We start from the raw sequence: 21,685 nt of genomic DNA on the forward strand, positions 1-21,685 counted from the left end.
GGCCGACCGGAGCAGCCGCCCCCTCCGCCTCCCTCGCCCGCCGACCCGCCGCGCGCATCATGTCCGGACGCCCGGCGAGCAGGACACGCCCCGGCGGACCGGCACTAGGGGGCGCAGCGATGGACACCGAGACGGCGACCGCGACCGTCGAATCGGCCCGGCAGCGACAGGGCCGCGTCCTGATCGACTGGGCCACCACGACCGACCACAAGAAGATCGGCCACCTCTACCTGGTCACCTCGTTCGTCTTCTTCCTGCTGGCCGGGCTCATGGCCATGCTCATGCGCGCCGAGCTGGCCCGCCCGGGGCTCCAGCTCGTGTCGAACATGGAGTTCAACCAGGCCTTCACGCTGCACGGCACGATCATGCTGCTGCTCTTCGCGACGCCCACCTTCGCCGGCTTCGCCAACGAACTGGTGCCGCTGCAGATCGGCGCCCCCGACGTCGCCTTCCCGCGGCTGAACATGTTCTCGTACTGGCTGTTCCTCTTCGGCGGCCTGATGGTGATCGCCTCGCTGCTCACCCCGAGCGGCCCCGCCGCCTTCGGCTGGACCGCCTACGCCCCGCTCAACAGCCTGGAGCGGTCGCCGAGCGTGGGCGTCGACCTGTGGATCATGGGACTCGCGCTCTCGGGCTTCGGCACGATCCTCACCTCGGTGAACTTCCTCGCCACCATCATCGGGATGCGGGCCCCCGGCATGACCATGTTCCGGATGCCGATCTTCACCTGGAACATCCTCTTCACCGCGGTCCTGGTGATCGTCGCCTTCCCCGTCCTCGCGGCGGCGCTGCTCGTCCTGGAGGCGGACCGGCGCCTCGGCTCCGTGGTCTTCCAGCCCGAGAACGGCGGGGCGCTGCTGTGGCAGCACCTCTTCTGGTTCTTCGGCCACCCCGAGGTCTACATCATCGCGCTGCCGTTCTTCGGGATCGTCAGCGAGATCATCCCGGTCTTCGCCCGCAAGCCGATCTTCGGCTACGCGACGCTCGTCGGGGCCACCATGACGATCACCGGCCTGTCGGTGGTGGTCTGGGCCCACCACATGTTCGCGACGGGCGCGGTGCTGCTCCCGTTCTTCTCGCTCCTGTCGTTCCTGATCGCGGTGCCGACCGGGGTGAAGTTCTTCAACTGGACCGGGACGATGCTGCGGGGCTCGCTCTCCTTCGAGACGCCCATGCTGTGGTCGGTCGGCTTCCTCGTGTCGTTCCTCTTCGGCGGGCTCACCGGGGTGATCCTCGCCTCGCCGCCGATGGACTTCCAGGTCACCGACTCGTACTTCGTCGTGGCCCACTTCCACTACACGGTCTTCGGCACGGTCGTCTTCGCGACCTTCGCCGGCTTCTACTTCTGGTGGCCCAAGTTCACCGGCCGGATGCTCGACGAGCGGCTCGGGAAGGCCCACTTCTGGACGCTGTTCGTCGGCTTCCACCTGACCTTCCTGGTGCAGCACTGGCTCGGCGCGGAGGGCATGCCACGGCGGTACGCCGACTACCTGGCCGCGGACGGCTTCACCGCCCTCAACACGGTGTCGACGATCGGCGCCTTCCTGCTCGGCGCGTCGACCCTGCCGTTCCTCTACAACGTGTGGTGGACCCACCGGTACGGCGCGAAGGTCGACGTGGACGACCCCTGGGGCTTCGGACGCTCGCTGGAGTGGGCGACGACGTGCCCGCCGCCCCGGCACAACTTCGACGCCGTGCCGCGGATCCGCTCCGAGGCGCCCGCCTTCGACCTGCACCACCCGGAGTTCGCGGCCTACGAACGCATGCGGATCACGAGCCCGCCGGCGTCTCCCCCGGTGTCTCCCCCGACCTCTCCCCCGTCCTCGCCCTCGTCCCCGCCCCCGGACTCTCCCCCTCCGTCCGGTCGAGAGCGCGGGACAGCCGGTCCCTGAGGTCGCGGACCCGTTCCGTCAGCTCCGGCGGATCGACCACCTCGAACTCGAGCCCCATGAGCACCACGTGCACCACCGCGACGTGGAGGTTGTGCGCCCCCGCCCGCAGCAGACAGCTCCCTTCGCCCTCGGGCTCCAGGACCCCGTCCATCGGGCCGACGATCGCGGCGGCCTCGGCGAGCGGGACGAACAGCCGGACGGTGACCTCCGTCGCGTACGCCGCACCGGACACGCCCTTCGACACGTACGCGGCGAGGTCCTCGGCGGGCGGTTCGCGGGGCGGGAAGCGCGGCCCGTGCGGCGGCCTGGGCTCGATGCGGTCGGCCCGGAACGTCCGCCAGTCGCCGCGGTCCACGTCCCACGCCACCAGGTACCAGCGCCGCTCGGTGCAGACCAGCCGGTGCGGTTCGACGGTCCTGCGGGTGGCGTTGCCGCCGTGGTCGCGGTAGGCGAAGCGGAGCCGCTCGCTGTCCCGGCAGGCGTTGGCCAGCTCCGTGAGCACCCCCGGATCCACCATGTCCCGGGGCGTACGGAGCATGGGCACGGTGAACTCGGTGAGCGCGCCGACCCGCCGCCGCAGCCGCGCCGGCAGGACCTGCTCCAGCTTGGCGAGGGCGCGTACGGACGTCTCGCCGATGCCCTCGACGCCCTGACCCGCCGCCGTGCGCAGGCCGACCGCGACCGCCACGGCCTCCTCGTCGTCGAGGAGCAGCGGCGGCAGCTCGGCCCCGGCCCCGAGCTGATAGCCGCCGCCGGTGCCGGGGCTGGCGTGCACGGGATAGCCGAGCTCGCGCAGCCGGTCGACGTCGCGCCGTACCGTGCGCGAGGTCACCCCGAGCCGGTCGGCGAGATCGGCACCGGACCACTCCCGGTGGGCCTGGAGCAGCGAGAGCAGGCGCAGCAGCCGTGCGGAGGTCTCCAACATGCCCCGAGTCTGCCAGCCGTCGCGGACACCTACGGTCCTCGATGCGACCGCGGGAACCCGGCGGATTCAGCGGAGCGGACGGCCCCGGACCAGCCGGGCGGCCCTCGCCGTCAGGGCGTAGACCGCGTCGACGGCCCGGCCGATCTCGTGGTGCCGCCTCGCGCGCCCGGCCGCGTGGACGCGCCGGCTCGCGCCCCGGTCGACGAGTTCCGTCCAGAGCGCCTCGTGGCGGGCGGCGAGCCGGGCGGGCACGGGCGCGCCGTCGGGCACGGCCTCGATCCGTACGCCGGGCAGCCCCATCCTGCGGTAGGCGCGGGCGTCGGCCTCGGTGGCCGTCGTGACGGCGTCGAGGAGCCGGTACTCGTGGCCGATGTCCCGGCGGAGCCGGATGCCGTGACCGGCGGGGGCCAGGTGCTCCTGGCCGACGAGGACCGGCCCCCGCCGGGCCTGTCGGGCGAGGTGCACGGTGAGCCCCGGGCGGGTGGCGACGAGGACGTCGGCCTCGACGCCCCGCAGGTACGCGCCGATCCGGGCGTCGGTGAGCGCGCTGTACTGCTTCCAGCGGTCGTCGCCGCGCGGGAAGACCTCGGCGGACCGGTGGAAGTCGGGATGGTCACCGTCGTACCCGGGGCTGTCCTCGCGCAGGTCGACGAGATGACGCAGCGTCACGTCCGAGGGGAGTCCGAGGGCCGGCCGGTCGCGGTGGCGGAACACCGAGACGATCTCGACCTCGTGGCGCCTGGCCAGCTCCTCGGCGAGGGTGAACGTGGTCCGGATCGTGCCGCCGTGGTCGTAACCGTCGTGAAGCAGAAAGGAGATGCGCATCGGGCTGCCGGTTCCCCCCGGTCAGTCAGGCTGTCGGTCGGTCGGTCGGGCCGACTGTACTGCCGGGACGAACCCCCGTTTCACGGGCGAAGTCGCACGGGCGGGGCCGCACGGGCGACGGTTCGCGGGTGAGGTCGGGCGGGTGACGGTCACGGGCGATAGCCGAGTTGGGGCACGGTCGCGCAGTTCTCCGTCATGTCGCCCTGGCTCACCCAGCCCCGGCCGTCCTCCCAGCGGGCCACGGACAGACAGGTGTGACGGGTCTCGGGCGGTCGCGCGAGGTGCTCGAAGCGGACGGGCAGCAGCAGTCCGCGCGCGGTGTACGGCTCCGGACGGTTCAGGAACTCCTCGACGCACCCACGGGTGAGCCCGGCCCCGGCTCCGTCTCCGGTCGCGTCCCCGGCTCCGTCCGCGGACCCGGACCCCGTTCCGTCCCCGGCCAGGCACGAGCGGGCCGCGTCGGTGAACCACATCGCCGCCGCCCACCCCTCCAACTGCCACTGCGAAAGCTCCCGTTGCCCCATGGCCGCCCGGAACTCGCGAACGGCGGGATCGCCGGTGTCCTGGTGGTTGCGGCTGGCTCCGGTCACCCACAGGGAGCTCAGGCAGCCGGGAGCACGGGCGTAGTCGCGGGCGACGGACGAGGACCAGTTCTGCACGTTGGTGACCTTGGCGTCGACGCGGACCCCGAGCGCCTCCATCGCCTCGCACAGCCGCACGTTCCCGTGGGTGTCCATCGCGTCGAAGAGGAGGTCGACGCCCTGGTCCCGCAGATCGGCCGCGACCGCGCGGAAGTTGGGCAGGGCGAAGTCGACCTGCTCGTCGACGACCCGGTAGCCCTCGGCGCGCAGCCCGTCGGAGACCAGCCGGGCGTACGCGGCGGACGCGGCCTGGTTGTACGAGACGACGGCGGCGGTCCGCGCCCCCTTCTCCCGCGCGAACCAGCGGTAGACCTCGGTCCCGCCGTACAGCGTCCCGTTCCAGCCGGGCTTGCCGCCGGTGCGCGGGGCGGAGCTGCCGTAGATGCCGTAGAGGTGCGGATAGGTGTCGTAGGCGGGGGTGAGGGGCTGGCCGCCGATGTCGGGGACACCGGCCTTGGCGACGAGGGGCGCGCCCGCGTAGTTCAGGGCGGTGGTCGCGACGAGCGCGAAGACGTGGCGCTCGTCGATCAGCCGGTGCACGCACGCGTTGTTGCCGACGCCGCTGCCGCCGTCGTCGCAGGTCTCGGCCTCGATCCTGCGCCCGTCGAGGCCGCCGCGGGCGTTGAGGGCGTCGAAGTAGGCGCGGGCGCCGTCGCGCGGTCCGGTGAAGGCCTTCCCGCCGACCGGGCTCGTGGCGCTGGTGATGATCCCGACGCGGAGCGGCTCACCGCCGGAGGGGGTGGCGGTGGGCCGCGTCTCGAAGGCGCGCTCCGGGAGCCGGCTGCCGCAGGCCGTGAGCACGGCCAGAAGCGCGAGCAGCACGGCGAGGAGCAGCGCCGCGCCCGGTTCAGCAGCCCGGAACGGTGACACCGCTCAGCTCGACCAGGCCGCAGAGGGTCTTCACGGAGACCTTCCAGGTGCCGTCCTGGAGGATCGAGGTGCCCTGGGAGTCGGGCAGGGCGGGTGCCCCGCCGACGAGCAGGTCGTAGGTGACGTTGGCCTCCTCGGCCGAGGTGAACTCGACGCCGGTGACCTTCGCCGCGGTCGTGGCGGCGTTCTCGTTGCCGGCGAAGGCGGCGAGGACCGGCTCCATCGCGGCGCCGTTCTCCAGGAGCTTCACCTTCTCGGCCGCGGTGGTGTTCGGGTCGAAGAACGCCGTCCAGTTCTCGGTGATCTCCGCCTCGGCGGCGGCGGGGTCGGCGGGCTCGCCGGCCGTCGCGGACGGCGACGCGCTGTCGCTTCCCGTGCTGCCGCTCCCGTCGTCGGAGCAGCCCGCCATGGCGGGGGCGAGGGCCAGGACGGCGACGGCCGCGAGGGCCGCGAGCCGGGGGCGTCCGCCGAGTCGTGCGAGGGCCATATGCCTCACCACCGGGTGTCTCTCCGGACCGTACGGTCTGCTGCTTCCAGGGTGGGGCGAACCGGGGCATAGTGCAAGGAAAGGAAAGAGGTGGAGCAAGGGAAGGGACGAGAGCAAGACGACGAGGGAGGCCCGGTGCCGAGATCCCGGATCCTGCTGTGGGGCGGTGTCACGGCGGCCGCCGCGGGCGCGGTGCTGTGCGTCCTCGGCTGGTACGGGATCTCCGGCGAGCGCTTCGCCGAGCGGCAACTGCCCTATCTGGCCTCGTGCACGGTGCCGGGGGCGGCGCTGATCGTGGCGGGCGTGGTGCTCGTCGCGGCGGCGCTGCTGCTGCCCGTACGCCCTCCGGAGCCGCACCCGCCGGAGCGGGAGGGGACGCCCCCGCCGTCCTCGGACGGCCCGCGCCTCCGGGTCCCCGGCGGGACCCTGGCCCACCGCCCGGACTGCCCGCTGGTCGCGGGGAAGGCGGAGGCGACGGAGGTGGGCGACGCGGCCCTGGACCCCTGCCCGGTATGTGAACCATGGCCTCCCTGACGTACGAGCTGACGCTCGCCGGCCTCGCGGTCGGCAGCGCCGCCGCGCTCACCGGGATCGGCCTGGTCGTCACCTACCGGGCGACGGGGGTGCTGAACCTGGCGCACGGCGCCGTCGCCATGATCTGCGCGTACGTGCTGCGGCAGCTGGTCGTCGTGTGGGGCTGGCCGCTGCCGCTGGGCGCCCTGGTCACGCTCCTGGTGGTGGCCCCCGGCATCGGTCTGGTCCTCGACCGCGGCGTGTTCCGCCCGCTCGCCCTTCTCGGCTCGAACCCGGCGCAGACCCTGGTGGCCTCCATCGGCGTCTTCGTGCTGCTCGTCGGCGGGGCGGCGCTGCTGTGGGGCGGCGGGGCGCGGGGCGACGTGCCGGTGCTGCTCGGTGACGACCCGTGGGCGCAGCTGGCGGCGGTGGTGGCGCTGGCCTGCCTGGTGGCGGCGGTGACCCGCTGGACCCGCTTCGGCCGGGAGCTGAGGGCGGTGGTGGACAACCGTCCGCTGGCCGTCCTGTCGGGGGTGGACGCGGACCGGGTGGCGTCGGCGGGGTGGGCGTTCGGTTCGTTCACCGCCGGGCTGACGGGCGTGCTCCTCGCCCCGTACGTCCGGCTCGACCCGTACGGGATGCCGCTGCTCGTCATGGAGGTGATCGCGGTCGCGGTGATCGCCCGGATGCGCTCGCTGCCGGTCGCGGTGGCGTCCGCGGTCGCGATCGGGGTGGCGCAGGCGCAGATGACGCGGCTGCACCCGGAGGGGTGGGCGGGGCCGCTGGTCCAGGCCCTCGGCACGAACCTGTTCGTGGTGGCGCTCCTGGTGGCGGCGCTGGTCCTGCCGGGCGTGGGCGGCAAGGGCCGGGACGCCCTGCCCCCACCGGCCCGCACCCCGCAGGTCCCCGCGCCCGTCTGGCCGGCCGTCGGCATCCTGCTCCTCCTCCCCCTCGGCTTCGCGGGCTCCGACCTGCACACCGCCGTGCAGGTCCCGGCGCTCGCCGTGATCCTCCTGTCCCTGGTCGTGGTGGCGGGCCGGGGAGGCCAGATCGCCCTGGGCCAGGCGGCGTACGCGGGCCTGGGCGCCCTCCTGACGGCCCTCCTGTCGACGGCGGGCGTTCCCGCCCTCCTGGCGCTGGGGCTCGCGGTGCCGATGGTGGCCGTGGTGGGCCTGGCGACGGCCTGGCCGGCGATCCGACGCCACGGCCTGGCGCTCGCCCTGGTCACGCTGGCGACCGGAGTAGCGGTGAGCCGCTTCGTCCTCGTCCAGCCGTACGCGACGGCCGGCCTCTCGCTCGGCCGCCCGGCGGGCTTCGCCGACGACCGCGCCTTCTACGCCCTGGAACTGCTGCTCCTGGCCGGCTGTCTGGCCCTGGTGGCGGCGCTGCGCCGGGGCCGCACGGGCCGCGCGCTGGCCGCGCTGCGGGACCACGAACCGGGCGCGGAGGCGACGGGCGTCCCGGTCCCCGCCCTCAAGCTCCTCGCCTTCGTCCTGGGCGCGGCCCTGGCGGCCCTCGGCGGCGGCCTCCTGGGCATGGGCCTGCGCGCCTTCGACCCGGAGGCGTACGACCCGGTACGCGGCCTGCTCTGGTTCGCGGCCGTCCTGGTCCTGGGCGCCGACAGCCTCCTCACGCCCCTGGCGGCGGCCGCGCTCCTGGTCACCCTGGACGCGGGCCCCCAAGCGGGCGCGGCAGCAGCCCTCATAGGCCTCCTGGCCACCCAAACCGGCCGCCTCCCCCCACTGACGACCCTGCTCCACCCCAAGGCCACCGCCACCCGCACGGGCGGTGGAGGCAGGAACCCAGGTACGGCCGAAGGCCGAACGCACCCCCACGACCCGCCGGCCGCCGACGGCCCCGCACCCCCCACGGGAAGACCCGCACCTCTGTCGACGACCCGCACGGGCGGCGCGGGTGGGAACCCCAGCCCGACCGCAGGTCGGGCGCACCCCCACCGGCCCGCACCGGGCCACGCACCCGCACCCACCAACGCCCCCGCCGCCCCCGCCCCGGAACTCCGCGCGCTCGACCTCACCCTCACCTACCCCGGAGGGATCACCGCCCTCTCCCACGTCACCCTCACCCTCGCCCCTTCCCGCGTCACCGCCCTCGTCGGCCCCAACGGCGCCGGCAAGAGCACCCTCTTCGACTGTCTCGCCGGGACCCTCCGCCCCCGGCGCCACCAGGGCCTGATCACGCTCGACGGCGTCGACATCACCTCCCGCACGGCGCACGCCCGGACGCGGCTCGGGATCGCCCGGACCTTCCAGCGGCTCGCCGTCTTCCCGTCGCTCTCCGTCGAGGAGAACGTCCGCCTCGGCGCGGAGCGGGGCCGTGTCCGAGGAGACCCCGCCGCCGTCGAGCGGAGCCTGCGGCTGCTCGGCCTCGACGGCCCCGTACGCCACCGCGCCGCCGCCGACCTCCCCACCGGGACGCTCCGCCGCGTCGAGCTGGCCCGCGCGCTCGCGGGGCAGCCGCACACACTGCTCCTCGACGAACCCGCCGCCGGCCTCGACGCCGGCGAGACCGCCGCCCTCGCCCGGATCCTCGCCGCGCTCGCCGCCGACGGCCTGACGGTGCTCGTCGTCGAGCACGACCCGGACCTCGTCGCCGGGATCGCCCACACCGTGCACACCATGGAGGGCGGCCGGATCCTGTCATGAGCGTCGAGATCGAGCTGCGCGCGGCCCGGGTCCGCTACGGCCCACTGGAGGCCCTGCACGGCCTCGACCTGCCCGTGCCCGCCGGCACCGTCACCGTGCTCCTGGGGCGGAACGGCGCGGGCCGCACCACGGCCCTGCGGGCCCTCGCCGGCACCGTACGGCTCTCCTCCGGCCGGGTGCTGTGGCGCGGCGCCGACGTGACCCGGCTGCCGCCGCACGAGCGGGCCCGCCGCGGCCTGTGCTTCGTACCGGATCTGCGGGCGGTGTACGAGGGGCTGACCGTCGCCGAGAACCTCGCGCTCACCGCGCCGGACGCCCCCGCGCCGGACGCCCCCGCCCCGTACCCCGAGCTCGTCCCCCTGCTGTCCCGGGCCGCCGGGACCCTCTCCGGCGGGGAGCGCCGGATGCTGGCCCTGTCCCGCGCCCTGCTGAGGCCCGCGCGGGTGGTGCTGGTCGACGAGCCGTCGCTCGGCCTGGCCCCGCCGGTCGCGGCCCGTACGTACGGGCTCCTCGCGGCGCTCGCCGTGGAGCGCGGGGCGGCGGTGGTCCTCGCCGAGCAGCGCGTACCGGAGGGGCTGCCGCGCGGCTCACTCGTCCACGAGCTGCGGCGCGGCTCCCGCGCGTCCAGCGGGGAGCCGTCCGAGTTCGCCCCGGGCCCCGTGGAGTGAGGTCAGAGCGGCGCGATCCGCAGCATCGTGCCGACGACGATCCGGTTCGGGTCGGGCCCGATGAGGCTCCGGTTCGCCGCGTAGAGCGCCTGCCAGCCGCCCTTGACGGCGAAGCGGCGGGCGATCGAGCCGAGCGAGTCCCCCGCCTGGACGGTGTGGACACGGCCGCTCAGCCCGTACCGCTTGGAGCAGACGGGCCAGGCTCCCCAGCCCTGGGTGCGGAGGACCTCCTCCGCGATCCTGATCTGCTGCGGGCGGGTGGCGAGGTCCGCGCGCGGGGCGTATTTCGGTCCGCCGTGCTCGACCCAGGTCGGCTGCCAGAACTGGAGCCCGCCGTAGAAACCGTTGCCGGTGTTGATGTGCCAGCGGCCGCTGCTCTCGCACTCGGCGACGCATCCCCACGGCCACTGGTCGGCGGCACAGGCGTAGCCGGGTACCGCGGCCGCCGCGCGCAGGGCGTCGGCGGAGGCCGAGAGCGCCCCGGAGACAGCCCCGGAAGCCGCGCCTGAGACCGCCCCCGAGACCACCTCTGAAGCCGCCCCTGAAGCCGCCCCTGGAACCGCCCCGGCCGCCGCCGGCGCGACGGCGGTGTCCCACGGTCCCTCGGCCGCGTCCCGAGCCTGTGCGGACACGGGCGTCAGGGTGATCAGCGCCGCCGCGGCCGCCACGGAGCCGGCCGTCCAAAATCGGATCTTCGACATCGGGGCAGGCTAGGCAGCCGCGCGGCACCCCCGGCCCGTGCCGCGCGGAACACTGTTCACACCCCACCCGGTCGGAGTCACGGGCCCCGCCGCACGCGCCACCGGCAAGTTGCCTCGCTTCCACGCGTGACCCCGGCCGATCCTGACCCGTTGAACTCGGCATGAGACGCCCGGGATCGGCCCGGCGTCCCCCCGTACCGAGTCCAGGGAGCCCCCCGTGCCGCGCATGCTCGACGTCAGCGAGGACGTACGCGCCGAGATCGGCGACGAAGAAGCCGACCGGCTGCTTGCCGGCGACAACGCCCCGGGCAGCTACGACTGCACCTCCTGCCGCACGCCGGGGGACTCCGAGCAGGAGCGCACCAGCACGGTGCTGTTCGTCGGTGAGGAGACCGCGGTCCTCGCGTTCGCCCACGCCAGCTGCATCCCGTCGCAGGTCGTCAAGGTCGCGGAGGCGCAGCTCCAGGGCGCCGTCGCCTCGATCACGGCGTCGGACGCCGCCGACGCGCTGTCCGCCGCCCACCCCGAGCAGGCCGTGCTCGGCGTCACCAGCGGTCTCGTCCTGATCGAGGGCGAGCTGCACCCGGCGCTGGTCGTGGAGCCGACCGCCCCCGTGGCCCGCCCGGGCACGGACGGCCTCGTCGACGAGTTCCTGCCGCTCCTCGCGGAGCAGGGCTTCCGGCCCGTCGTCGACCTCAACGAGAAGCCGGCGGTGCTGCCGGGCTGGTCGGTCCTGGTCGCCATGGGCCAGCTGCACTCCGTCCTCCAGCCGGGGCCGAGCGGCGCCGGTCAGGCCGCCTGGTGGCAGGCGCACCAGCCGCTCCAGGTCACCGAGGGCTGGCGTGCGGCGGCCAACAAGTCGCACACGGTGCTGGTCTTCGCCGCGCCGGTGGGCTCCATCGGCCAGCAGCCGCGCGAGGACCTGCTGCGGGACGCCCTGGAGAAGGCCGCGGTGAACGGACGCCTGGTGGCGGCCGCGATGCCGCTGGCCGGCACCTGATGGACGACGGCCGGCCCGGCATAGGGCCCGCGCGGTTCCCAGGGGGGCGGGCGGGACCGCCGGCTCCCGCAGGGCTGGGAGAGCCGGGCAGGCCGAGCGGACCGGCAGGACACGTCGGACCGGCGGCCTCCGCTGGACCGGCGACATCCGTCGGACCGGCGACATCCGTCGGACCGGCGTCATCCGTCGCACCAGCGGCGTCCGTCGGACCGGTGCCGGCGGGCGCCTCTGCGGGGGCGGCCGCCGCGCGGGCCGCGGGCGGCTCGGCGGTGCCGGGGGCTCCGACCGTGCCGCGCCCCCGGCGGGCGTCTCTTTCGGAGAGCCGCCCGCATCCGACCGGCGGCGGGGTCGTTGGCACATACGTGCACCCATACGACCCTTTCCTCCAGCCGTATCCGAGCCAGATCCCCTCCATGCGCCCGGCGCAGGACGTCACGGCGGGCCAGTCGGCCACGCCCATCTACGACGCCCTGTTCTCGGAGTACCGCCGGTCGTTCCGCACGCTGCCGGGTGACCGCAGCGGCGAGGAGGAGGTGACCTTCCGGGCCTTCGGCACGACCGCGAGCACGGGTCTGTACGGCACCGGGCAGGGATACGGCAGCGGGCAGCGGCACGCCGCCGCGTATCCCCCGGTGTGGACCGCGCAGCAGCACCACACCCCGGCGGCGCTCCCGCCGGGTCCCCGCCGGGGCTTCTGACGACGGCGGACACCGCGGCGGACACCTGTGACACGGCTGAGGGCCGGGGCTCGTCGCCCCGGCCCTCAGCCGTGTCGTACCGCGCCGCCGACTACTTCTTGCGGCCGCGCTTCTCGCGCACGCGCACCGAGATGTGGATCGGGGTGCCCTCGAAGCCGAACTCCTCGCGCAGACGGCGCTCGATGAAGCGCCGGTAGCCGGCCTCCAGGAAGCCCGAGGCGAAGAGGACGAACCGCGGCGGCTTGGTGCCCGCCTGCGTGCCGAACAGGATGCGGGGCTGCTTGCCGCCGCGGATCGGGTGCGGGTTGGCCGCGACGATCTCACCGAGGAAGGCGTTCAGCCGGCCGGTGGGGACACGGGTCTCCCAGCCGGCGAGGGCGGTCTCGATGGCCGGGACCAGCTTCTCCATGTGGCGGCCGGTCTTGGCGGAGACGTTGACCCGGGGCGCCCAGACGACCTGCTGCATCTCGGTCTCGATCTCGCGCTCGAGGTAGTAGCGGCGCTCCTCGTCGAGCTCGTCCCACTTGTTGTAGGCGATGACGATGGCGCGGCCCGACTCGACCGCCATCGTGATGATGCGCTGGTCCTGGACCGAGATCTTGTCGGTGGTGTCGATGAGGATGACGGCCACCTCCGCCTTCTCGATGGCGGCGGCGGTCCGCAGGGAGGCGTAGTAGTCCGCGCCCGACTGGAGGTGGACCTTCTTGCGGATGCCCGCGGTGTCGACGAACTTCCACGTCACGCCGCCGAGCTCGATGAGCTCGTCGACCGGGTCGCGGGTGGTGCCGGCCAGCTCGTTGACGACGACCCGCTCCTCGTTCGCCACCTTGTTGAGCAGCGAGGACTTGCCGACGTTCGGGCGGCCGATGAGGGCGATGCGGCGCGGGCCGCCGACGGCGTTGCCGAAGCGCTGCTCGGGGGCCTCGGGCAGCTTCTTCAGGACCTCGTCGAGGAGGTCGCCGGTGCCGCGGCCGTGCAGCGAGGAGACGGGGAACGGCTCGCCGAGGCCCAGGGACCAGAGCGTGGTGGCATCGGCCTCGCCGGACTGGCCGTCGACCTTGTTGGCGGCGAGGACGACCGGCTTGCCGGCGCGGCGGAGCAGCTTGACGACGGCCTCGTCGGTGTCGGTGGCGCCGACGGTGGCGTCCACGACGAAGAGACAGGCGTCGGCGGCCTCGATGGCGAACTCGGCCTGGGCGGCGACGGAGGCGTCGATGCCGAGGACGTCCTGCTCCCAGCCGCCGGTGTCGACGACCTTGAAGCGGCGCCCGGCCCATTCGGCCTCGTAGGTGACGCGGTCGCGGGTGACGCCCGGCTTGTCCTCGACGACGGCCTCGCGGCGGCCGATGATGCGGTTCACCAGGGTCGACTTGCCGACGTTCGGACGGCCGACGACGGCGAGGACGGGGAGGGGGCCGTGCCCGGCCTCCTCGATCGCGCCCTCGATCTCTTCGGCTTCGAAACCTTCTTCCGAGGCGAGCTCCATGAACTCCGCGTACTCGGCGTCGCCAAGTGCCCCGTGGTCGTGCTGGTCGTTCATGAAGTCCGTTCCTTGATCATTCGTGGTCGGTGGGTCCCCGAGCCGCGGGGCCCACTACTGAAAGTCTCGCTCAGCGCCCGGTGAGGCGCCTGGCGTTTTCCAGGTGAGCGGTGAGCTGTCCCTGGATCCGTACGGTGGCCTCGTCGAGCGCCTTGCGGGTACGGCGGCCGGAGCCGTCGCCCGCCGCGAAGGCGCCGCCGAAGACGACGTCGACCCGGCCGCGCAGCGGAGGCAGTGCCTTGACCAACCGTCCGCGGCGCTCGGTGCTTCCCAGGACGGCGACGGGGACGATCGGCGCGCCGCTGCGGACGGCGAAGTAGGCGAGGCCGGCGCGCAGCGAGGCGAAGTCGCCCTCGCCGCGGGTGCCCTCGGGGAAGATCCCGAGGACGCCGCCCTGCTCCAGGACGCCCAGGGCGTTGCCTATCGCGTTCCGGTCGGTGCTGTCGCGGTCGACCTTGACCTGCCCGATGCCCTCCAGGAAGGGCCCGAGGGGCCCGACGAAGGCTTCCTTCTTGATGAGGAAGTGCACGGGGCGCGGTGCGGTGCCCATGAGCATGGGGCCGTCGATGTTGTGCGCGTGGTTGACGGCGAGGATGACGGGGCCGGAGGCCGGCACCCGCCAGGCGCCGAGGACGCGCGGCTTCCAGAAGCCGTACATCAGGCCGATGCCGATGCGTCGGCCGACGACGGCGCCCTTCGCGGAGGGCAGGGTCACTTGGCGGCCGTCCGCTTCTCGTCCACCAGGGTGACGACGCACTCGATGACCTGGTCCAGGGTGAGGTCGGTGGTGTCGACCTCGACGGCGTCGCCGGCCTTCGCGAGCGGGGAGGTCTTGCGGCTGGAGTCGGCCGCGTCCCGCTTGATCAGGGCTTCCTTCGTCGCGTGCACGTCGGCGCCCTTGAGCTCGCCGGAGCGGCGGGCGGCACGGGCCTCGGGCGAGGCGGTGAGGAAGATCTTCAGGTCGGCGTCCGGCAGGACGGTGGTGCCGATGTCCCGGCCCTCGACGACGATGCCGTGCTCGGCGCCCTTCGCGATGGACCGCTGGAGCTCGGTGATGAGCGCCCGCACCTCGGGGACGGCGCTGACGGCGCTGACCTTGGAGGTGACCTCTTCGGTACGGATGGGACCGGCCGCGTCGGCACCGTCGACGGTAATCGTGGGGCGGCCCGGGTCCGTGCCGGAGACGATGACCGGCTTGGAGGCGGCGTTGGCGACGGCCTCGGCGTCGGTCACGTCGATGCCGTTGCTGATCATCCACCAGGTGATCGCCCGGTACTGGGCGCCGGTGTCGAGGTAGCTCAGCCCCAGCTTGGCGGCGACCGCCTTCGAGGTGCTCGACTTGCCCGTGCCGGACGGCCCGTCGATGGCGACGATCACGGATTCCACGGTGGGAACACCTTCCTGGGGGAGCTCTAGGGCCTCGGCGGAGATGCAGGGGGCCTCCACAAGGTTACCGAGTCCCACGCACCCGTTCGGCCCAGCCCACGTCCGGCCGCCGTCCGGCCGCTGTCCGGCCGCTTGTCCGGCCGCTGTCCGGCCCTCCTGCGGGGCCCCGATGAGGCCCCGCAGGAGGTGGGTCGTGCGGGCCCGCCCGTCAGCTCGTCCGCAGGGCCCAGCCGCGTTCCTGGAGGGCCGTGCCGAGGGCCGGGGCGGCCGCGGGGTCGACCATGAGCTGGACCAGGCCCGCCTGCTGGCCGGTCGCGTGCTCGATGCGGACGTCCTCGATGTTGACGCCCGCGCGGCCCGCGTCGGCGAAGATCCGGGCCAGCTCGCCCGGCTGGTCGCTGATGAGGACGGCGACGGTCTCGTAGGCCGTGGGGGCGGCGCCGTGCTTGCCGGGGACGCGGGCGCGGCCGGCGTTCCCGCGGCGCAGGACGTCCTCGACGCCCGCGGCGCCGTACCGGCGCTTGTCCGCGTCGGCGGACTGCAGGGAGCGCAGGGCGCGGACCGTCTCGTCGAGGTCGGCGGCGACGCCGGAGAGGACGTCGGCGACGGGGCCCGGGTTGGCGGAGAGGATCTCGACCCACATACGCGGGTCGGAGGCGGCGATCCGGGTGACGTCGCGGATGCCCTGGCCGCAGAGGCGTACGGCCGACTCGTCGGCCTCCTCCAGGCGGGCGGCGACCATCGACGACACCAGCTGCGGGGTGTGGGAGACGAGGGCGACGGCCCGGTCGTGGGCGTCGGCGTCCATGACGACGGGGACGGCCCGGCAGAGGGCGACGAGCTCCAGGGCGAGGTTCAGGACCTCGGTGTCGGTGTCCCGGGTCGGCGTGAGGACCCACGGCCGCCCCTCGAAGAGGTCCGCGGTCGCCGCGAGGGGGCCCGAGCGCTCCTTGCCGGACATCGGGTGCGAACCGATGTACGAGGTGAGGTCGAGGCCCAGCGCCTCCAGCTCGCGCTTCGGCCCGCCCTTGACGCTCGCCACGTCCAGGTAGCCGCGCGCGAGACCGGCCGACATCGCCTCGGCGAGGGTCGCGGCGACGTGCGCCGGGGGTACGGCGACGATCGCGAGGTCCACGCGCCCCTCGGGCGCCTCGTCGGTGCCCGCGCCGAGCGCGGCGGCCGTCCGGGCGCGCACCGGGTCGTGGTCGCGGAGGTGGACGGTGACGCCCCGGCCCGCGAGGGCGATCGCGGCGGAGGTGCCGATCAGTCCGGTGCCGATGACGAGCGCTGTTCTCACTGGGCGATGTCCTTGCGCAGGGCGGCCGCGGCACCGAGGTAGACGTGCGCGATCCGGGACTTGGGCAGATCGGTCTCGACGTGGGCGAGGAGCCGGACGACCCTCGGCATCGCGCCCTCTATGTCGAGCTCCTGGGCGCAGATGAGGGGCACGTCGTCGATGCCGATGCCGATCCCCCGGGCCGCGGCGGCGGGGAAGTCGCTGTGCAGGTCGGGCGTGGCCGTGAACCAGATGCTGATCAGGTCGTCGGCGGTGAGGTCGTTGCGCGCGAGGACGGCGGTGAGCAGCTCCTGGACCTGCTCGCGCATGTGTCCGGCCTCGTCCCGCTCCAGCTGGACGGCGCCTCGGACCGCTCGTACCGCCACGTCGTGCTCCTTCGCCTGCGTCAAGTGCTCCGTTCAGCCTAGTCAGCGGTGGGGGCGGCGCGTCGCGGCGCCCGCCTTCCGAGACGGACGGCGGGCGCCGGAGGCACGGTCGGCCCCACGGCCGGACAGGCGCTGGGGCACGGCCTACAGCCGCTGCCGGCGGATGAGGTCCTCCAGTGAGCCCTCGGGCACCGAGCCGTTCGGGGTCAGCTTGTCGACGGCCTGCGGCAGGGACCGGGCGATCTGGTCGGCGGCCTCCTGCGGGCTGACGCCGGCGTCGGCGGCAACCTTCTGGAGGGTGTCGCCCGGGAGGGCTTCGGCGATCTGGGCGCCGCTGACGGGCTGGTTGTCGCCGGTGCCGACCCAGGACTGGGCCTGGTCGACGAGCCCGGACTTCGTGAGCATGTCGAGGAGTCCGCCGAGCGGGTTCGCGCCGTCGGCGCCGCCGCCGCTCCTGCCGCCCGCGAGGGCGCCGAGCAGGGAGCCGAGGATGCCGCCGGCGCCGCCGCTACCGCCCTGGCCGCCGCCTCCGAGGAGGCTTCCGAGGAGACTGCCGAGGTCGTTTCCCGCCATCGTTCTGCCTTTCGTCCGGTACGGAACAGGCCCAATCTCACCCATACCGGTACGCTCCGCCACTCGGCGTACACACCGGACCCGGTAGAACTGTCGGCATGCTGCTGCACGTCGTACCGCTGGCCGACTGGTCCGAAGACCCCGCCGATCCCGCCGCCCCCTACGCCCCGGCGTCGCTCGCCGCCGAGGGCTACGTCCACTGCTCGCCCGACGAGCCGGCGGCCCTGGCGATCGCCGACGGCCCCTACCGGTCCGCGCCCGGCCCGCTCCTCGTCCTCGTGATCGACGAGTCCCGGCTGAGCGGCGAGGTCCGCTGGGAGGGCTCGGAGGGCCGGCTCTTCCCGCACGTGTACGGAGCGATCGAGCGCGCCGCGGTGACGGCGGTCCTGGAGGTCCGCCGGGACGCGGACGGCCGTGCGAGGGAGCTGACGCCCCGCCCGTAGGCGTGTTGCGGGACCCCGGGCCGGGGCCCGGCCAAGCTGGCGCCATGACTTCACGCGCCACGAACCGCCGGGCCGTCCTGTTCGCCGCCGCGGCCCTGACGACGGGCTGCGGCTCGGACGGCGGGGGTGACGGCGGTACGGCCACCTCCAGCGCCCCGGCCACCGCCGACGGGTCGGCCACGGCGGGCACCCCCACGGGGTCCGCGGCGTCGCCCGCCCCGAGCGGTGCCGCTCCCCTGGCGAAGACGACCGATGTCCCGGTCGGCGGCGGCACGGTCTTCACCGAGCAGAAGGTGGTCGTCACCCAGCCCACTGCCGGGGAGTTCAAGGCCTTCTCCGCGATCTGCACCCACCAGGGCTGCCTGGTGAACAAGGTCGCGGACGGCACCATCGACTGCCCCTGCCACGGCTCCAAGTACCGCATCGCCGACGGCTCGGTGGCGGCCGGACCGGCTCCCCGCCCCCTCCCGGCCGAGCAGATCAATGTCTCGGGGGAATCGATCACCCTCGCGTAACCTCACCCGCATGACCCCGGAAGCGCTGGTGCGCGATCACACGATCTACTCCTGCGTCATGGGCTCGCGCGCCTTCGGTCTGGCGACCGAGGACAGCGACACCGACGTGCGGGGCGTCTATCTCGCCCCGGCGCCGCTGTTCTGGCGCTTCGACAAGCCCCCGGCCCATGTGGAGGGCCCGGGCGAGGACCAGTTCAGCTGGGAGCTGGAGCGCTTCTGCGAGCTGGCCCTGCGCAACAACCCGAACGTCCTGGAGTGCCTGCACTCCCCCGTCGTCGAGCACGTCGACGACCTGGGCCGCGAACTCCTCTCGCTGCGCGGGGCCTTCCTCTCCCGGCAGGCCCACCAGACCTTCGTCCGCTACGCCGCCGGCCAGCGCCGCAAGCTCGACGCGGACGTCCGCCAGTACGGGCACCCGCGCTGGAAGCACGCCATGCACCTGCTGCGGCTGCTGACGAGCTGCCGCGACCTGCTGCGCACGGGCGAGCTCCGCGTCGACGTCGGCGAGGAGCGCGACCGCCTCCTCGCGGTCAAGCGGGGCGAGGTGCCGTGGCAGGACGTCGAGTCCTGGATGAACCGCCTCCAGGACGAGGCTGACCAGGCTCACGGCACGAGCCCGCTCCCCGCCGCCCCGGACCACGCCCGCGTCGAGGACTTCCTGATCCGCGCCCGCCGCGCCTCGCTCTGACGCCGCTCCCGGCTCGTCACTCCCCCGGGCGCCCGGCTCAGACGTCCCAGAGCGCCCCGAAGGTCAGCAGGTCGCTCCGGTACTCGACGCGCTCCGCCCACTCCTTCGGCCAGGCGTCCGCGCCCAGGTGCGCGCCGGCGAAGGCGCCCGCGAGGGCGGCGATCGAGTCGGAGTCGCCGCGGGTGCAGGCCGCCCTGCGCAGGGCGGTGAGGGGCTCGTCGGGGAAGAGGAGGAAGCAGAGCAGGCCGGTCGCGAAGGCCTCCTCGGCGATCCAGCCGTCGCCGGTGTACTCGCAGGGGTCGAGCTCGGGGTCGGCCGTGCGCTGGACGGCGTCCAGGCGCTCCAGGACGGCCAGGCACTCGTCCCAGCCGCGCCGGACGAAGGAGAGCGCGGAGGGGTCCTGGGAGCGGGTCCAGAGGTCGCCGAGCCAGTGCTCGTGGTAGCGGTCGCGGTTCTCGTACGCGTACGAGCGCAGCTGTCCGACCAGGCCGGCCGGGTCCACGCCCTGGGCGAGGAGGTACACGGCACGGGCGGTGAGGTCGGAGGCGGCGAGCGCCGTGGGGTGGCCGTGGGTGAGGGCCGCCTGGAGCTGGGCGGCGCCCGCGCGCTGCTCCTCGCTCAGCCCGGGGACGAGGCCGATCGGCGCGACCCGCATGTTGGCGCCGCAGCCCTTGGAGCCGAGCTGGCTGGCGTCCTGCCAGGGCCGGTCGCCGTCGAGGAGCTGGCAGGCGCGCAGGCAGGTGTTGCCGGGGGCCCGGTTGTTCTCCGGGGAGTGGTACCAGTCGACGAACTCGTCCCGGACCGGCCGGACGAGGCGCAGCGGGGCGAGGACGCCCCGGTCCATGGCCGTGCGGACGCCCCTGGCGAGGGCGAGGGTCATCTGCGTGTCGTCGGTGACGTACGCCGTCCCCCGGGCGAGCGGGAGCGGCAGCTCCCGCCAGGGGCCGAACGCGGCGAGGATCGCCGGCACGTCCTTGAACTCGGTCGGGAAGCCCAGCGCGTCGCCGAGCGCGAGGCCGACGAGGGAGCCGGTCGCGGCCTGCTTCACCGCGGTACGGGTCGGGTTCGGGGTCATGAGGGTCGTCCTTCCGGTCGCAGGAGGGGCGGGTGGAGGGCCGTGGCCTCGCCCGCCCGGTAGAGAGCGGCCGGTTTCCCCCGTCCGCCGGTGCGGCGCGGCGGTCCTTCCACGGCCCGGACGAAGCCGGGCGTGGTGAGGACCTTGCGCCGGAAGTTGGGGCGGTCGAGTTCGACGCCCCAGACCGTCTCGTACACCTGCCGCAGCTCGCCGAGCGTGAACTCGGTCGGGCAGAAGGCGGTGGCGAGGCAGGTGTACTCGAGCTTGGCGCCGACGCGCTCGCGGGCGTCGGCGAGGATCCGGTCGTGGTCGAAGGCCAGGGGCCCGTACGAGCCGTAGGGCAGCCACCGGGCCTCGGCCGCGTCGCCGCCGCCGCGCGGCTCGGGCAGGCCGGGGACGAGCGCGGTGAAGGCGACGGAGACGATCCGCATCCTGGGGTCCCGGTCCGGGTCGCTGTAGGTGCGGAGCTGTTCGAGGTGGAGTCCCGCGACGGTGGCCTCGGGCAGTCCGGTCTCCTCGGCGAGTTCACGGCGGGCGGCCGTCTCGGCGGACTCGCGGGGCAGGACGAAGCCGCCGGGCAGCGCCCACTCCCCCGCGTACGGCTCCTGGCCGCGCTGGACGAGGAGGACGTGCAGGTGGTCCTCGCGGACGGTGAGGACGGCGAGGTCGACGGTGACGGCGAAGGGCTCGAAGGCGTGCGGGTCGTAGCCCTCGGGCGCCCGTGGGGTGCTCATCGGTGCTCCGGGTGGGGATCGGCGGGGCGCGTGCCCTCGGCGAGGAGCGCGTCGACGGCGGCGACGGCCGCCGCGAGCCGCTCCTCGTGCGGGCCGCTGAGGACGGCCGTCCGGCGGCCGGAGTGGGCGAGCTGGGTGAGGAAGCGCGCGGTCATCCAGGGCCGCAGGCGCTCCCCGTCGCCCGGCCCGTCGTCCGTGAAGGGGACGCCCCGGTGGTCGGTGAGCAGCCACAGGTGCTGCCGGCCGCGGGCGGCGATCTCCCCGGTCTCGGCGCTCGCGATGCCCAGGTACCGCTCGTGCCAGATGGTGGTGGCGAAGGCGTCGGTGTCGCAGAAGAGCACGGGCGAGCCGTCCCGGGCCGCCTCCTCCTCCCGTTCGGCCTGGCGCTGCGCGACGACGGGGAAGTCGGAGGAGCGGAAGGTGACGTCGGCCCGGGTGGCGCCGGGGCGGTCGGCGCGGAGCTCGGCGAGCTTGAGTGCGCCGAACTCGCGCCCGTACGCCGGTACGCACCGCGTGCGGGCCCAGACGCCGCCGCGCCGCCGGTAGTGGTCGGCGAGGGCGAGGGCCATGGTGGTGGTGCCGGTGGACTCGGCGCCGAGGACGACGACGCGGCGGGTGAGCGCGGAGCGTACCGGCGGCTCCAGGAAGTCCCAGCAGCCGGCGAGGTCGGCGCGGACGGCGGCGTCGGAGACGGGGAAGCGGGTGCGGTCGGGGTCGGGACCGAGGTCGACGCGTACGGCCTCCGCCCCGAAGAGTCGGCCGAGCTCCTGCCCGTACGACTCCGCGTACGGCTCCGCGTCCGCCGGCTCCCCGTACGGCTCCGAGGTGAAGACGGCGTCGACGCGCTCGGGCACGGCGGCCAGCAGGCCGTCGGGGCTGCCGTCGGCGGCTCCGACGACAAAGGCCTCGGGGTGGATCTCGCGCATCCACGCGACGCGGTCCGCCAGGGGCAGGCTCTCGTCCGAGGAGGCGCGGACGAGCACCGTGAGGCGCTCGCACCGCTCGCGCGCGGTGCGGACGAGGTGGTGGTGGCCGGCGTGCGGCGGGGAGAAGCCGCCGATGACGAGGCCGTGGCCGTAGTCGCGGCCGTGATCGTGGTCGTGGTCGTGGCGCCGCATGCCGCCTCCCTCCTTAAGAGTCACTCTGACTATAAATGGAGGGGTGCTTCTGCCACAAGCACGAGCGG

The 21,685-nt window shown here is 74.3% G+C and carries 21 protein-coding genes and 2 pseudogenes; 9 read left to right on the forward strand and 14 right to left on the reverse strand.

Features of this window, described 5'->3' with window-relative positions:
- Nucleotides 1–119: 119 nt before the first annotated feature.
- Nucleotides 120–1,754, forward strand: a pseudogene (gene ctaD, locus ACZ6K0_RS25890) (aa3-type cytochrome oxidase subunit I); the annotation flags it as partial.
- A 16-nt stretch (nt 1,755–1,770) separates the two neighbouring features.
- On the opposite strand, the gene ACZ6K0_RS25895 reads toward ctaD, so the two are convergent.
- The 4 genes and pseudogenes from ACZ6K0_RS25895 to ACZ6K0_RS25910 all read right to left on the reverse strand — a co-directional run bounded on the left by ACZ6K0_RS25895 (nt 1,771) and on the right by ACZ6K0_RS25910 (nt 5,640).
- Entirely contained in the window at nt 1,771–2,817 is a 1,047-nt protein-coding gene (locus tag ACZ6K0_RS25895; protein ID WP_469234433.1) for a helix-turn-helix transcriptional regulator, read from the reverse strand.
- A gap of 105 nt (nt 2,818–2,922) precedes the next feature.
- Nucleotides 2,923–3,642: pseudogene (locus ACZ6K0_RS25900) on the reverse strand (glycosyltransferase family protein); the annotation flags it as partial.
- Nucleotides 3,643–3,791: 149 nt separating this feature from the next.
- Nucleotides 3,792–5,153, reverse strand: coding sequence for an ABC transporter substrate-binding protein (locus ACZ6K0_RS25905; protein WP_469234431.1), 1,362 nt, complete (start codon nt 5,151–5,153; stop codon nt 3,792–3,794).
- A complete protein-coding gene (locus ACZ6K0_RS25910) occupies nt 5,131–5,640 on the reverse strand; it encodes an MTB12 C-terminal domain-containing protein (RefSeq protein ID WP_376407312.1) in 510 nt (169 codons plus the stop codon). Before ACZ6K0_RS25910 ends, ACZ6K0_RS25905 begins: the two co-directional genes overlap by 23 nt.
- A gap of 135 nt (nt 5,641–5,775) precedes the next feature.
- Here ACZ6K0_RS25910 and ACZ6K0_RS25915 point away from each other — a divergent pair, with 135 nt between their 5' ends.
- The 3 genes from ACZ6K0_RS25915 to ACZ6K0_RS25925 are packed head-to-tail and all read left to right on the forward strand — an operon-like array spanning nt 5,776 to nt 9,484.
- A complete protein-coding gene (locus ACZ6K0_RS25915; RefSeq protein ID WP_469234428.1) occupies nt 5,776–6,174 on the forward strand; it encodes a hypothetical protein in 399 nt (132 codons plus the stop codon).
- Nucleotides 6,162–8,816, forward strand: coding sequence for an ABC transporter permease subunit (locus ACZ6K0_RS25920; protein WP_469234426.1), 2,655 nt, complete (start codon nt 6,162–6,164; stop codon nt 8,814–8,816). The genes ACZ6K0_RS25915 and ACZ6K0_RS25920 overlap by 13 nt, the downstream gene beginning before the upstream one ends.
- On the forward strand, nt 8,813–9,484 hold the full coding sequence (locus tag ACZ6K0_RS25925; RefSeq protein ID WP_376407306.1) for an ATP-binding cassette domain-containing protein: 672 nt from the start codon (nt 8,813–8,815) through the stop codon (nt 9,482–9,484). The genes ACZ6K0_RS25920 and ACZ6K0_RS25925 overlap by 4 nt, the downstream gene beginning before the upstream one ends.
- A 2-nt stretch (nt 9,485–9,486) precedes the next feature.
- On the opposite strand, the gene ACZ6K0_RS25930 is transcribed toward ACZ6K0_RS25925, so the two are convergent.
- The gene (locus tag ACZ6K0_RS25930) at nt 9,487–10,185 is read right to left on the reverse strand and encodes a LysM peptidoglycan-binding domain-containing protein (protein ID WP_469234423.1); all 699 of its coding nucleotides are present in this window, start codon (nt 10,183–10,185) and stop codon (nt 9,487–9,489) included.
- A gap of 217 nt (nt 10,186–10,402) precedes the next feature.
- Here ACZ6K0_RS25930 and ACZ6K0_RS25935 point away from each other — a divergent pair, with 217 nt between their 5' ends.
- Together ACZ6K0_RS25935 and ACZ6K0_RS25940 are read left to right on the forward strand one after the other, a co-directional pair.
- Nucleotides 10,403–11,185, forward strand: a complete 783-nt coding sequence (locus tag ACZ6K0_RS25935) for a hypothetical protein (protein WP_376407302.1) — start codon at nt 10,403–10,405, stop codon at nt 11,183–11,185.
- Between the two features lie 413 nt (nt 11,186–11,598).
- Nucleotides 11,599–11,883 (forward strand): hypothetical protein, encoded by a 285-nt coding sequence (locus tag ACZ6K0_RS25940; protein WP_469234420.1) that lies wholly within the window; start codon nt 11,599–11,601, stop codon nt 11,881–11,883.
- Between the two features lie 91 nt (nt 11,884–11,974).
- Here ACZ6K0_RS25940 and der read toward each other — a convergent pair whose 3' ends face one another.
- From der to ACZ6K0_RS25970, 6 genes are all read right to left on the reverse strand, one after another.
- Nucleotides 11,975–13,423 carry a ribosome biogenesis GTPase Der gene (gene der, locus ACZ6K0_RS25945; protein ID WP_376407298.1) on the reverse strand — a complete coding sequence of 483 codons (1,449 nt, stop codon included), beginning with the start codon at nt 13,421–13,423 and terminating at the stop codon, nt 11,975–11,977.
- 70 nt (nt 13,424–13,493) lie between these two features.
- Nucleotides 13,494–14,081, reverse strand: coding sequence for a lysophospholipid acyltransferase family protein (locus ACZ6K0_RS25950; RefSeq protein WP_469234678.1), 588 nt, complete (start codon nt 14,079–14,081; stop codon nt 13,494–13,496).
- 53 nt (nt 14,082–14,134) lie between these two features.
- Complete coding sequence (gene cmk / locus ACZ6K0_RS25955) at nt 14,135–14,809, reverse strand: (d)CMP kinase (protein ID WP_376407296.1); 675 nt, start codon at nt 14,807–14,809, stop codon at nt 14,135–14,137.
- Between the two features lie 208 nt (nt 14,810–15,017).
- Complete coding sequence (locus ACZ6K0_RS25960; protein WP_376407294.1) at nt 15,018–16,106, reverse strand: prephenate dehydrogenase; 1,089 nt, start codon at nt 16,104–16,106, stop codon at nt 15,018–15,020.
- Entirely contained in the window at nt 16,103–16,471 is a 369-nt protein-coding gene (gene aroH / locus ACZ6K0_RS25965) for a chorismate mutase (protein ID WP_376407292.1), read from the reverse strand. Before aroH ends, ACZ6K0_RS25960 begins: the two co-directional genes overlap by 4 nt.
- 144 nt (nt 16,472–16,615) lie before the next feature.
- Complete coding sequence (locus ACZ6K0_RS25970) at nt 16,616–17,044, reverse strand: YidB family protein (RefSeq protein WP_469234417.1); 429 nt, start codon at nt 17,042–17,044, stop codon at nt 16,616–16,618.
- Between the two features lie 98 nt (nt 17,045–17,142).
- Here ACZ6K0_RS25970 and ACZ6K0_RS25975 point away from each other — a divergent pair, with 98 nt between their 5' ends.
- From ACZ6K0_RS25975 to ACZ6K0_RS25985, 3 genes are read left to right on the forward strand one after another with little or no spacing between them, the layout of a single operon-like run.
- Nucleotides 17,143–17,487, forward strand: coding sequence for a DUF952 domain-containing protein (locus ACZ6K0_RS25975; RefSeq protein WP_469234415.1), 345 nt, complete (start codon nt 17,143–17,145; stop codon nt 17,485–17,487).
- A gap of 44 nt (nt 17,488–17,531) precedes the next feature.
- Nucleotides 17,532–18,002 (forward strand): Rieske (2Fe-2S) protein, encoded by a 471-nt coding sequence (locus ACZ6K0_RS25980; protein WP_469234412.1) that lies wholly within the window; start codon nt 17,532–17,534, stop codon nt 18,000–18,002.
- A gap of 10 nt (nt 18,003–18,012) precedes the next feature.
- Nucleotides 18,013–18,690 (forward strand): nucleotidyltransferase domain-containing protein, encoded by a 678-nt coding sequence (locus ACZ6K0_RS25985; RefSeq protein WP_469234410.1) that lies wholly within the window; start codon nt 18,013–18,015, stop codon nt 18,688–18,690.
- Between the two features lie 37 nt (nt 18,691–18,727).
- Here ACZ6K0_RS25985 and ACZ6K0_RS25990 read toward each other — a convergent pair whose 3' ends face one another.
- From ACZ6K0_RS25990 to ACZ6K0_RS26000, 3 genes are read right to left on the reverse strand one after another with little or no spacing between them, the layout of a single operon-like run.
- The gene (locus ACZ6K0_RS25990) at nt 18,728–19,765 is read right to left on the reverse strand and encodes an ADP-ribosylglycohydrolase family protein (protein ID WP_376407282.1); all 1,038 of its coding nucleotides are present in this window, start codon (nt 19,763–19,765) and stop codon (nt 18,728–18,730) included.
- Nucleotides 19,762–20,499, reverse strand: coding sequence for an NUDIX hydrolase (locus tag ACZ6K0_RS25995; protein ID WP_469234408.1), 738 nt, complete (start codon nt 20,497–20,499; stop codon nt 19,762–19,764). The genes ACZ6K0_RS25990 and ACZ6K0_RS25995 overlap by 4 nt, the downstream gene beginning before the upstream one ends.
- Complete coding sequence (locus tag ACZ6K0_RS26000) at nt 20,496–21,617, reverse strand: AAA family ATPase (RefSeq protein ID WP_469234406.1); 1,122 nt, start codon at nt 21,615–21,617, stop codon at nt 20,496–20,498. The genes ACZ6K0_RS25995 and ACZ6K0_RS26000 overlap by 4 nt, the downstream gene beginning before the upstream one ends.
- Between the last annotated feature and the right edge of the window lie 68 nt (nt 21,618–21,685).

It is taken from the genome of Streptomyces sp. NPDC042346 (genome assembly GCF_055581845.1).